Source organism: Roseburia sp. (assembly GCF_041325975.1).
In the GTDB taxonomy this organism is placed as follows: domain Bacteria; phylum Bacillota; class Clostridia; order Lachnospirales; family Lachnospiraceae; genus Roseburia; species Roseburia rectibacter.
The window spans coordinates 1,390,817-1,402,991 of sequence record NZ_JBGLEJ010000005.1 but is presented as its reverse complement, the minus strand read 5'-3'; the positions used below and the strand labels follow the sequence as shown (position 1 = coordinate 1,402,991).

General features: G+C 42.1%; 14 protein-coding genes. 13 read left to right on the top strand and 1 reads right to left on the bottom strand.

Annotated elements, in window-relative coordinates; all coding sequences use genetic code 11:
- Positions 1-158: 158 nt before the first annotated feature.
- Positions 159-389: an HPr family phosphocarrier protein gene (locus ACDD58_RS17690; RefSeq protein ID WP_006857923.1), complete on the bottom strand. Its 231-nt coding sequence runs from the start codon at positions 387-389 to the stop codon at positions 159-161.
- A gap of 99 nt (positions 390-488) precedes the next feature.
- Between ACDD58_RS17690 and mtaB the strand changes: the two genes are divergently transcribed.
- The 13 genes from mtaB to ACDD58_RS17625 all read left to right on the top strand — a co-directional run bounded on the left by mtaB (position 489) and on the right by ACDD58_RS17625 (position 12,069).
- Positions 489-1,796 (top strand): tRNA (N(6)-L-threonylcarbamoyladenosine(37)-C(2))-methylthiotransferase MtaB, encoded by a 1,308-nt coding sequence (gene mtaB / locus ACDD58_RS17685; RefSeq protein ID WP_370778542.1) that lies wholly within the window; start codon positions 489-491, stop codon positions 1,794-1,796.
- A gap of 64 nt (positions 1,797-1,860) precedes the next feature.
- Complete coding sequence (locus ACDD58_RS17680) at positions 1,861-2,124, top strand: IreB family regulatory phosphoprotein (protein WP_117921278.1); 264 nt, start codon at positions 1,861-1,863, stop codon at positions 2,122-2,124.
- Positions 2,125-2,131: 7 nt separating this feature from the next.
- The gene (ruvX, locus tag ACDD58_RS17675; protein ID WP_117921233.1) at positions 2,132-2,566 is read left to right on the top strand and encodes a Holliday junction resolvase RuvX; all 435 of its coding nucleotides are present in this window, start codon (positions 2,132-2,134) and stop codon (positions 2,564-2,566) included.
- A 64-nt stretch (positions 2,567-2,630) separates the two neighbouring features.
- Positions 2,631-2,897: a DUF1292 domain-containing protein gene (locus tag ACDD58_RS17670; protein ID WP_186899381.1), complete on the top strand. Its 267-nt coding sequence runs from the start codon at positions 2,631-2,633 to the stop codon at positions 2,895-2,897.
- On the top strand, positions 2,884-4,638 hold the full coding sequence (locus tag ACDD58_RS17665; protein WP_117921232.1) for a ribonuclease J: 1,755 nt from the start codon (positions 2,884-2,886) through the stop codon (positions 4,636-4,638). Before ACDD58_RS17670 ends, ACDD58_RS17665 begins: the two co-directional genes overlap by 14 nt.
- A 16-nt stretch (positions 4,639-4,654) precedes the next feature.
- Positions 4,655-4,996, top strand: a complete 342-nt coding sequence (locus ACDD58_RS17660) for a YlbF family regulator (protein ID WP_117921231.1) — start codon at positions 4,655-4,657, stop codon at positions 4,994-4,996.
- Between the two features lie 15 nt (positions 4,997-5,011).
- On the top strand, positions 5,012-5,533 hold the full coding sequence (locus ACDD58_RS17655) for an endolytic transglycosylase MltG (protein WP_117921230.1): 522 nt from the start codon (positions 5,012-5,014) through the stop codon (positions 5,531-5,533).
- Entirely contained in the window at positions 5,530-6,174 is a 645-nt protein-coding gene (locus ACDD58_RS17650; RefSeq protein WP_117921229.1) for an O-methyltransferase, read from the top strand. Before ACDD58_RS17655 ends, ACDD58_RS17650 begins: the two co-directional genes overlap by 4 nt.
- Positions 6,175-6,213: 39 nt before the next feature.
- Positions 6,214-7,449 (top strand): U32 family peptidase, encoded by a 1,236-nt coding sequence (locus ACDD58_RS17645; RefSeq protein ID WP_117921228.1) that lies wholly within the window; start codon positions 6,214-6,216, stop codon positions 7,447-7,449.
- Positions 7,450-7,513: 64 nt separating this feature from the next.
- Positions 7,514-8,566: a beta-propeller fold lactonase family protein gene (locus ACDD58_RS17640; protein ID WP_117921227.1), complete on the top strand. Its 1,053-nt coding sequence runs from the start codon at positions 7,514-7,516 to the stop codon at positions 8,564-8,566.
- Between the two features lie 191 nt (positions 8,567-8,757).
- Positions 8,758-9,420 (top strand): hypothetical protein, encoded by a 663-nt coding sequence (locus tag ACDD58_RS17635; RefSeq protein WP_117921226.1) that lies wholly within the window; start codon positions 8,758-8,760, stop codon positions 9,418-9,420.
- 83 nt (positions 9,421-9,503) lie between these two features.
- On the top strand, positions 9,504-10,610 hold the full coding sequence (gene ytvI, locus ACDD58_RS17630; RefSeq protein WP_117921225.1) for a sporulation integral membrane protein YtvI: 1,107 nt from the start codon (positions 9,504-9,506) through the stop codon (positions 10,608-10,610).
- A gap of 178 nt (positions 10,611-10,788) precedes the next feature.
- Positions 10,789-12,069 carry a BMP family ABC transporter substrate-binding protein gene (locus ACDD58_RS17625; RefSeq protein ID WP_117921224.1) on the top strand — a complete coding sequence of 427 codons (1,281 nt, stop codon included), beginning with the start codon at positions 10,789-10,791 and terminating at the stop codon, positions 12,067-12,069.
- Positions 12,070-12,175: the final 106 nt, after the last annotated feature.

Genomic DNA, 12,175 nt, shown 5'->3' with positions numbered 1-12,175 from the left:
CTGGTGTACTGGCTGCTGATTACACAACATAGATAATCAGCAGCGGATATGCAAAAAAATGTAAAAAGTCTGGATGCAGCAAAAAACCACAGGTACATGACCTGTGGTTTATGTTCCATCTATGTGACACCGCAAACGGTATGACATCTGATCTGTGATTAGATTAAGTATGGTTTTAATGTTTCCATAATCTCATCAACATTAGCTTCAGCATGGATTGCTAAATCAATCGGTTTGGATAAGTCTAAGCTGAAGATACCCATGATGGATTTTGCGTCGATAACATATCTACCGGAGATTAAATCGAAATCATACTCATACTGTGTAATCGCATTGACAAATGATTTCACTTTGTCGATAGAATTTAAAGAAATCTGTACTGTTTTCATGATGAAAAACCTCCTTAAAATTAGCTGTTAAAGTTATCTTTATAGTAATGGTTTTTCATGGAAAAGTCAACAAGTAAATAGATATTATGGAGGTAAAAAATGAAAAAAGCAGCACTGCACAATCTGGGGTGTAAAGTTAATGCATATGAGACAGAAGCTATGCAGCAGATCCTTGAAAATGCAGGATATGAGATCGTTCCCTTTACAGAAATTGCAGATGTATATGTGATAAATACCTGTTCCGTGACAAACATGGCAGACCGCAAGTCAAGACAGATGTTTCACCGTGCAAAAAAGATGAACCCGGATGCCATTGTAGTCGGAGCCGGCTGTTATGTGCAGACAAAAGAGGCACAGGCCATACTGGATGAAAGTATTGATATCGTGATCGGAAATAACCAGAAACACGAGCTGGTAACATTATTAAATGAGTATGAAAAAGAACATGCAAAACAGGCACAGATCGTTGATATCAACCATGAAAAGCAGGAGTATGAAGAACTGCATTTAAAGAAAACGGCAGAGCATACACGCGCATTTATCAAGGTGCAGGACGGCTGTAACCAGTTCTGCAGTTACTGTATCATTCCGTTTGCAAGAGGACGTGTGAGAAGCCGTAAAATGGAAGATGTGTTAAATGAGATAACAGGACTTGCAGAAAGCGGTTATAAGGAAGTAGTGCTGACCGGAATCCATCTAAGTTCCTACGGAGTCGATACCGGGGAGACATTACTTTCACTGATCGAGCATGTACATGAGATCGAGGGGATCGAGCGTATCCGTCTTGGAAGTTTAGAACCGCGTATCGTGACAGAAGATTTTGCAAAAAGGTTATCAGAACTTACAAAGATCTGTCCGCATTTTCACCTGTCTCTGCAGAGTGGCTGTGACAGCGTCTTAAAGCGGATGAACCGCAGATATGACACGGCAGAATATGAGATGGGCTGTGATCTGCTGCGGAAATATTTTGATCATCCTGCGATCACAACGGATGTGATCGTCGGTTTCCCCGGAGAGACTGAGGATGAGTTTAAAATTACAGAAGAGTACCTGAAAAAGATACATTTTTACGAGATGCACATTTTTAAGTATTCGGTGCGTGAAGGTACAAAGGCAGCAGTGATGCCGGATCAGGTGCCGGAGCAGATAAAGACAGAGAGAAGCAATATCCTTCTTGCTTTAGAAAAGAAAATGTCTGAAGAATTCCGGGAATATTATGTCGGGAAAGAAAAGACTGCACTGTTAGAGGAAAAACTTGTGGTGGATGGGAAAACATATTTTACCGGATACACAAAAGAGTATGTCAAAGTGGCATTTGAAACAGAAAAAAACAGGACAAATCAGTTTGTGACCGGAAAGATAAAAGGAAAATTAAAAGACGATATTTATCTTTTGGTTGAATTTTAGGACAAACTATATTAAAATAAAAACTAGCAATGCTTTTTATAGCAGGTATAAGGGCGTGAAAAATATGCAGAATATCAATAATACACAATATTTCAGAGTGGAGAAAGAGCCGGAGCTTAAAGTTGGCGATGTGCTCACGATCGTATATCGTGCATTGAGCGAGAAAGGCTATAATCCTGTGAATCAGATTGTTGGATATATTATGTCTGGAGATCCCACATACATTACCAGTCATAATAATGCAAGAAGCCTGATCATGAAAGTGGAACGTGACGAACTGGTCGAAGAAATTTTAAAGGCTTATATCAAAAATAATCATTGGGAATAGGAAGTTTATGCGGATTTTAGGTTTGGATTTTGGCTCAAAAACTGTCGGTGTGGCAGTCAGTGATGAGCTTTTATTAACTGCGCAGGGACTGGAGATCATAAGACGCCAGTCCCCTAATAAACTGCGCCAGACTTTGGCGAGGATCGAAGCGATTATCGCAGAATATCAGGTGGAGTGTATTGTTCTGGGTTATCCGAAGAATATGAATAACACAGAAGGAGAGCGTTGCGAGAAGACAAAAGAGTTTAAAGAGATGTTAGAGAGACGGACAGGTTTAGAGGTCATATTGTGGGATGAGAGACTGACGACTGTTTCCGCAGATAAACACATGATGGAATCCGGTATCCGCAGGGAAGACCGCAAGAAGTATGTCGATGAGATCGCGGCAGTCTTTATTTTGCAGGGATATCTGGATTATCGGAGTATGCACGCAGAGAAGTAAAAAGGTAATGACAAAAGCCGCAGGTTACAGAATGCGGTTTTTGTGTTATGCATGGAGGATGCACATGGAAAAAGTAACATTTGTGGACCCGCAGACAAAAGAGAGCATTGATTTCTTTGTTGTGGAGGAGACACAGGTAAATGGTACGCGTTATTTTTTTGTCACGGAAGAGGAAGATGGCGACTGTGATGCGTACATTTTAAAAGAAGTAGCCACAGAGGACGATGACGTTGTGTGCGAGATGGTGGATGACGACATGGAACTTGCGGCAGTAGGTAAAATATTTTCAGAATTGATAGAGGATGCGGACATTGAATATGAAAGAGAATAAGGAGGCAGGAATCAGCCAGAATGATTCAAGAAGAGCAGAGAGACCGGAACGGAAAAAGAGAACCAGCGTAAAAGAGACAAAGAAAGAAAAAACTTCAAAACTTAAGATCATTCCGCTTGGCGGCTTAGAGCAGATCGGAATGAACATTACAGCATTTGAGTACGAGGACAGTATCATTGTAGTAGACTGTGGGCTGTCTTTCCCGGAAGATGACATGTATGGAATCGATCTTGTCATCCCGGATGTGACTTATCTGAAAGATAATATTGATAAAGTTAAGGGATTTTTCATTACACACGGACATGAGGATCATATCGGAGCGATTCCGTATGTCTTAAGGGACATCAATGTTCCGATTTATGCGACAAAGCTTACCATCGGTATCATTGAACATAAGTTAAAAGAACACAATATGCTGACTAAGGTAAAACGCAAGGTCGTAAAATACGGACAGCACATCAATTTAGGATGTTTCCGTGTGGAGTTCATCCGTACGAACCACAGTATCCAGGATGCAGCAGCGCTTGCTATTTATTCACCGGCAGGTATCGTGGTGCACACCGGTGACTTTAAGGTAGACTATACACCGGTATTTGGTGATGCCATCGACTTACAGCGTTTTGGTGAGATCGGTAAAAAAGGTGTACTTGCACTGTTATGCGACAGTACCAATGCGGAACGCAAGGGATTTACAATGTCTGAAAAGACAGTCGGTAAGACCTTTGATGAGATCTTTGCAGATCACAAAAATACGAGGATTATTATTGCAACATTTGCGTCTAACGTAGACCGTGTGCAGCAGATCATTAATACAGCGTATAAATACGGTAGAAAAGTAGTTGTGGAAGGACGCAGTATGGTAAATATCATCGGTATTGCGTCAGAACTTGGCTATATTAACATCCCGGATAATACACTAATCGATATTGAAGAACTGAAAAATTATCCGGACGAAAAAACAGTACTGATCACGACCGGAAGCCAGGGAGAATCCATGGCGGCATTATCCCGTATGGCAAGCGGTATGCATAAAAAAGTTACGATCAAACCAAATGATACGATCGTATTAAGCTCCAACCCGATCCCTGGAAATGAAAAAGCAGTTTCCGGAATCATCAATGAGCTTTCCATGAAGGGTGCGAATGTTATTTTCCAGGATGTGCACGTATCCGGTCATGCCTGTCAGGAAGAGATCAAACTGATCTATTCTCTGGTAAAACCGAAATATGCTGTTCCGGTTCATGGAGAGTACCGTCATCTTTTAGCACAGGCGAGAGTAGCTGAGGAACTTGGAATCAACAAAGATAATATCTTTATTCTGATGTCCGGTGACGTGCTTGAGTTAGATGATGAAAAAGCGGAGGTTACAGGAAGAGTCCACGTCGGCGACATCATGGTCGACGGACTTGGTGTCGGTGATGTCGGAAATATCGTACTTCGCGACAGACAGCATCTTGCAGAGGATGGAATCATCATTGTCGTGCTGACATTAGAGAGCGGTTCCGGGCAGGTACTTGCAGGACCGGATATCGTATCACGCGGTTTTGTTTATGTCAGGGGTGCAGAGAGTCTGATGGAGGATGCAAAGCATCTGCTTGAGGATAAGATGCAGTATTGTATGGACAGAGGAATTACCGACTGGGGCAAGATCAAAAATGAGATCAAGGATTCCTTAGGTGATTTTGTATGGAAAGAGACAAAGCGCAGACCTATGATCATGCCGATTATTATGGAAGTGTAGGAAGGACAGATGTATCATGAGCAGAATGGATGAAGCCATGCAGGAATTAGTCGAGGCAGTCAAATTCAGCGAGGAATATATCAGATATCAGGATATCAAAAACAGAGTGCACAATCAGCCGCAGTTAGAGGAGCAGATCCATGCATTCCGTCAGAAAAATTATCTGCTGCAGAACAGTGATGGCAATGTGGATCTTTATGATGCAACGGATAAGATGGAACAGGAATACCGTGAGTTCCGGAAAAATCCGCTTGTTGCAGAATACCTTGCGGCAGAAAATGCCATTTGCCGTGTAGTACAGAAGATTAACTGGACGCTGATAGAAGAATTGGATTTTGAGGTTGGATTTGAGGAATAGTCTGGAGGATTTCATATGAAGCTGAATAAACTGGTATTAAAATTTGTCAGTATCAGTTTTTCTATTCTGGTCATGCTGCTTGTCGTGATCGGTCTGATAAAACTTGGAAGTTTTTGTTATGATTTCGGTTATCGTGTCTTTACGGAAGGACCGGTGGAAGAAGAACCCGGTACAGATGTGTCCGTAGATGTAACGGATGATCTGTCAGAATATCAGATTGGAAAGCTGTTAAAAAAAGAGGGGCTGATCCGCGATGCAAATCTGTTTTATGTACAGCTTCGTATGTCAGCATATCACGGTAAGTTAAAGGCAGGAACCTATACATTAAATACATCCATGACGGCAAAAGATATGATGGCAGTCATGGCGGCAGAGGCTGAGGAGAGCACTGAGAGTACAGAAAATACAGAAAATACAGAGTATGAAACAGATTCTGGTTCAGCTGGACAGTCATCTTCGGATGGAACTAAGACAGATGGTGCCGGTGAAGAAAACCAGAACACAGATGAAAATGAACAGGCAGGAGCAGACGAGTGATAGTAGATGAACGTCTGGTCACTTATATCAATTCACTTGATACAGGGAATACCAGTATTTTAGATCAGATAGAAAAGGAAGCACTGGATAGTTATGTGCCGATCATACGGAAAGAGATGCAGCAGTTTTTAAAACTGCTGCTTGCAATGAAATGTCCGATGCGGATTCTCGAAGTGGGAACTGCAGTCGGATATTCTGCCATCTTGATGGCAGAATATGATCCGGTGCCATGTGAGATCACAACGATCGAGAATTATGAAAAGAGAATCCCGATCGCAAAAGAGAACTTTATCCGTGCGGGAAAAGAAAAACAGATTACACTGCTGGAGGGAGATGCTGCGCAGATTCTTCCGACATTGACGGAAACCTACGATTTTATTTTTATGGATGCTGCTAAGGGTCAGTATATTCATTTTATGCCGGATATTTTAAGACTGCTTGGCTCCGAAGGAACATTGGTTTCGGATAATGTGCTGCAGGATGGAGATATCATAGAATCCCGTTTTGCAGTCACGAGGAGAAACCGCACGATCCATAAGAGAATGCGTGAATATCTGTATGAACTGACGCATGATGAACGCCTTGTCACGGCAGTGTTGCCGATCGGTGATGGAGTGACTGTGAGCACATGGAAGAAATAGAAAGGGTGCATCGAAAAGATGCGAAAGGACAGGTAAGTTATGAGAAGACCGGAGCTTTTGATACCGGCAAGCAGCCTTGAGGTGTTAAAAATTGCAGTAATCTATGGTGCGGATGCCGTGTACATCGGTGGCGAGGCTTTTGGACTCCGTGCAAAAGCCAAGAATTTTTCCATGGAGGAAATGAGAGAGGGAATCCGTTTTGCACATGAACATGAGGTAAAAGTATATGTGACTGCAAATATTCTTGCACATAATGATGATTTAGAGGGTGTAAGGGAGTATTTCAAAGAACTGGATTCTTTTCCAAAAGAGGAAAAACCGGACGCACTTATCATCGCAGATCCCGGCATATTTATGATCGCAAAGGAAGTATGCCCGGATATTGAACGTCATGTCAGTACGCAGGCGAACAATACCAACTATGAAACATACCGTTTCTGGTATAGACTCGGTGCAAAACGTGTGGTATCGGCGCGTGAACTTTCGTTAAATGAAATAAAAGAACTTCGTGCAAATATACCGGACGATCTTGAAATCGAGACATTTATTCACGGTGCGATGTGCATTTCCTATTCCGGAAGATGTCTTTTATCCAATTATTTTACCGGACGTGATGCCAATCAGGGGGCATGCACACATCCATGCCGCTGGAAATATTCCATCGTTGAGGAGACAAGACCGAATGAATATATGCCGGTTTATGAGAATGAACGTGGCACTTATATATTTAACTCCAAGGATCTCTGCATGATCGAACACATACCGGAATTAATGGAAGCGGGTATTGACAGTTTTAAAATTGAGGGTAGAATGAAAACAGCACTATATGTTGCGACTGTGGCAAGAACCTACCGCAAGGCAATCGATGATTACAAAGAGTCACCGGAGCTTTACAAAAAGAATCTGCCATGGTATTTAGATCAGATATCCAACTGTACTTACCGCCAGTTTACGACCGGATTTTTCTTTGGAAAGCCTTCCGACGAGGCGCAGATCTACGACAATAACACTTATTTAAAAGAATACACATATTTAGGAATTGTTGGGGAGCAGAACGAAGATGGGCTTTACCGGATCGAACAGCGCAATAAGTTTTCGGTCGGTGAAGAGATCGAGATTATGAAGCCGGATGGTGAAAATCTGACGGTGACAGTGAAACGGATCATGGATGAGGATGGAGTGGATATGGAATCAGCACCGCATCCAAAACAGGTTTTGTATATTGATCTGGGACATCCGCTCGAGAAGTATGATATTTTACGAAGAAAAGAGTAGGGAGGAAAAGCGTGCCCGGCTTGCTGGGCATTGCTCCTGCAAAAGGCATAAGGAGGATAAATGTATGGAAAAATATGTGGCATATGTGGGAACCTATACGCATGAAAACAGTGTCGGAATCCATATTTATGATGTGGATGTGGCAAATGGCAGCATGAAAGAACGTAAAGTAGTGCCGATCAATAACCCGTCGGATCTTGTTGTATCAAAGGACAGAAAGTTCCTTTATTCGATCGCAGATGAAGGTGTAGAAGCATTTAAAGTGCTTCCGGATGGAGATCTTGAGGCTGTAAACAAGCAGTGGATCGGCGGTATGAGAGGATGCTATGTGGAAGTAGATGATGAAAAACGTTATCTGTTTGTAGGCGGACATCATGACGGACGTGTGACAATGATGCATCTGGAGAAAGATGGCAGCATTGGAACGATTGCAGATGGTATTTTCCATAAAGGAATGGCACGCGGCAGTGACAGGCGTACCAATACACCGCACGTTGACTGTGTAAAACTGACACCGGATCAGAAGTTTTTGTGTGCAGTTGATAACGGATTAGATCAGGTTAAGATCTATCGTGTGGATTATACTTATGGTAAATTAAAACTGGTGGATATCATTCGTGGACCGCTTGAGTCTGCGCCGAGAATGATCCGTTTTTCCAGAGATGGAAAATATGCTTATATCCTGTATGAACTGACACATGAGATCGAAGTGTACAAATACTCCGTTGAAAATGAACAGCCACAGTTTGATAAGATCCAGACGATCACAACACAGGGAAAGAAAGAGGAAGATATCTGTGCCGCATCCGGTATGGAGATCACTAAGAGCGGAAAATATCTCTTTGTTTCCAATGCCGGTGTGAACACAGTGGTTGCATATGAGATCGATCCTGCAACAGGTATGCTGACACAGGCATTCCGCACTAAAGTAGACAGTGATTATCCGAAAATGCTTGCAATTTATCCGGATGAGAAACATTATCTTACTGTAAATAATACATCCAATGATATCGTATCTTATACGATCAATTATGAGAAAGGTTTCTCTCTGCAGAACGGTGCGCCGGTCAAGGTTGATAAGCCAAACTGTATTTATATCTTAAAATTAGAAGAATAAAAAGAGTTCCATATGGCATGCCATATGGGCTACCATATGGCATGAATAGCACAGCAAAAGATAGCAAAATACCCACAGAATACCATAAATGGTGTGCTGTGGGTATTTTTTACACGAAACTTCTAAAAAAATGAAGAATATAAAATGTTTTCGGAAAAGAAGTTTTTAGTTTGATTTTAGGGGGAAAAAATTTGAAGAAGAATGTTGTTGGTTTAATAGGTATCTTAATTGTTATGTCATTAACTGCTTGTGGTAATAAAACAGAAATTTCAGAGGAGACAACGCAGAATGATGTACAGACAGATATGGTATATAACGCTTATAAAAACAAAATGACCGCAGAAGAACTATTAGATGCATTTATCGATGGTTCAGTAGACGCAGTTGATACCGCAGATCCGTCATCTGCATGGAATATTTCTGATCTAAATAAGGATTCACAGGGAGAGGAGTTGTATTCGATAGGGGAGAGAGTCGATCTTGATAATGACGGAGAAAATGAACTGGTTATCTGTGGTCCTTATGGCGGAATATATTTAGATTGCCGTGATGATAAGGTATACGAATTTGCCAGAGGAGACGGCAGTGCGATTGTACTTTCCTATACTTATTACAATGGAGATGTATGGATTATGTACAGCAATGACATGAATGCAGGATATGAAACCTATCATATGGAAAAGTATGAAGGAGCGGATAACCTGGCTGCAGAAATGAACTTTGGTGAAGAACTCATAGATGAAAATGATCCGGATTCTGGAATGAAATATTTCTGGAATGGAAAAGAAGTTTCGAATGACGAATATGACGCATTCTGCAGTAAGATTTTTGCGGCACAGGAAAATACAAATTAAAAGTACACATGGCATAGATCCCATCCAAAACGGATATAGTAATAAAAGATCAATAAGGCAGCAGTAAAGGAAAAGGGTGGGCGATGAACAGGGAAGAACGGTTGAGACGTCAGAAGGAATTTCTGATCAGCTTTGCATTTGGAGCAGTGTGGCTTGTGATCTTATGGGTAGTATTAAAAGCGGCGGGATCTGTGCTTTTCCCGTTTCTGGCAGCCTTTGCAGTGGCGGCGCTATTGGCTGGAGCAGTAAAGTTCATTACGGAGAGAACACATATCAAAAGAGGAATCGTGGCGGTTACAACGGTTCTTTTCTTTTATATACTTCTGGCAGCCGTCCTTTATTTTGCAGGCAGTTATCTGGTGAGGCTGATCTATGATCTGACGCGGGAGCTGTCTGTCTTTTTTTCGGATACAGTTGTGCCTGTTATGCAGCGTTTTTATCAGTGGGTGGAACGTTTGTCAGTTGTGTTTTATCCGGTAGGGCAGACTGAAAAAACGCAAGGATTGCAGGATGTCGGTGCGGAGTCAGCACAGACGATAAAGAATGCAGGCAAGCTGATGTCGGGCATTTCAGATGGTGTTATTGACGGGGTATCCGGGATGGCAGCAGGAATACCGGGATTTTTTATGAAACTTCTGATCACAGTGATCGCAACGGTATTTATGGAACTGGAATTTCCACAGATCAGAGCATTTTTAAAGCGGCAGATTCCGGCGGAATACCAGCGTGCGTTCCGGGATGGAAAAAATTATGTGACAGGGACGATGGGAAAATGCATTATCTCTTATTGTCTGATCTTCGGGATCACGTTTGCGGAACTTGTGGCAGGTCTGTTTTTGCTTGGAATCAAAAATGCATTTGCCATTGCATTTATTATTGCGGTACTTGATATCCTTCCGGTGCTTGGAACCGGTACAGTGCTGATCCCGTGGGCGGTACTCGCCTTCGCATCGGGAAGGATCTCTACCGGAGTCGGTGTGTTCGCGCTTTACCTTGTAATAACAGTCGTGCGGAATCTGATCGAGCCGAAACTGGTGGGAAAACAGATGGGGTTATCGCCGGTGATCATGCTGCCATGTATGCTGATCGGTTTAAAATTCTTTGGAATCATCGGTCTGTTTGTAGTACCGCTTCTGGTTTCATTTCTGAAACAGTTGAATGACAGAGGGATTATAAAAATGTTTCGTTAAGCTGGGAACCATAAGTTTGTGGAATGATAAAAATAACCTCCGCTTATAAATGAAAAAATTTTGCGTTAAAAATTGAATTTTCAGCGAAATACGGCGAAAATTGCATTGACGGAAAAAATTCTCTATGCTAAATTTACTCATGTATTTCTATTTAGTAGCGATACAGGAGGATGAAAAAATGAAAAAAGCATTAAGTGTATTATTGACCATGGGACTTACCGTTTCCATGCTGGCAGGATGTGGCTCAAATGGAACTGCTGACAACACATCAGCAGGCAATGCATCAGATAGTAATGCAGCAGACAGTACTGTAGCTGCAACAGAGAGCGGGGCAGCCACTGGCGAGGCAAAATCGGCATCGGATATCAAGGTAGGTGTCATGTACATTGGTGATGAGAACGAAGGATATACAGCAGCACATATGGCTGGTATCGATCAGATGATGAGCAATCTTGGATTATCTGAGGATCAGGTCGTAGAGAAAACTCTGATCCCGGAAGATGAGTCTGCTTATGATGCAGCAGTTGATTTAGCAGATCAAGGATGCAACATTATTTTTGGTACAAGCTTCGGACATGAGAGCTACCTGCTTCAGGCAGCAGCAGAGTACCCGGATGTTCAGTTCTGTCATGCAACCGGATATCAGGCAGCGTCTTCCGGACTTTCAAACATGCACAACTATTTTGATTCTATCTATGAGGCACGTTATGTTTCCGGTGTTGTTGCAGGTATGAAATTAAATGAGATGATCGCAGACGGAACAATCACAGAAGATACAGCAAAGATCGGTTATGTTGGTGCATTCCCATATGCGGAGGTTATTTCCGGATTTACTTCTTTCTATTTAGGAGCAAAGAGCCAGTGCCCATCCGTAACCATGGAAGTACAGTATACAAACAGTTGGGCAGACATGTCCGGTGAAGCAGAAGTTGCAGCAAAACTGATCGATGACGGATGCGTTTTAATCAGCCAGCATGCAGATACGACAGGAGCTCCAAGCACCTGTGAGGATAAGAAAGTACCATGTGTTGGTTACAACGTTGACATGACAACTGTTGCTCCGGATGCAGCACTTACTTCTCCGACAAATAACTGGGGCGTTTATTATACACATGCAGTACAGTGTGTATTAGACGGTACACCGATCGAAACTGACTGGTGCCAGGGATTTTCAGAGGGCGCAGTTGATATCACACCGATCAATGAGGCAGTTGCAGCAGAAGGAACCGATGCAAAAGTAACAGAAGTTGAAAATGCAATTAAAGATGGTTCTATCCATGTATTTGATACATCCGCATTTACTGTAAATGGTTCTTCTTTAGAAGATCTGATCGCAGAGGGCGGTGATTATGCAAAATATGCAGATTATGTATCTGACGGATACTATCATGAGTCAGAGCTTGCATCTGCTCCATCTTTTGATATTATTATTGATGGTATCACTTCTGTGACAAACTAAGAGCATCTGCGGTGCAGAATGATTGATTAAGATTTTTAGCAGAATATAATTCTGCCATAATGCAAAAGAGCATGTCTGAATGAATGCTTTTTGTATCATAAATAAG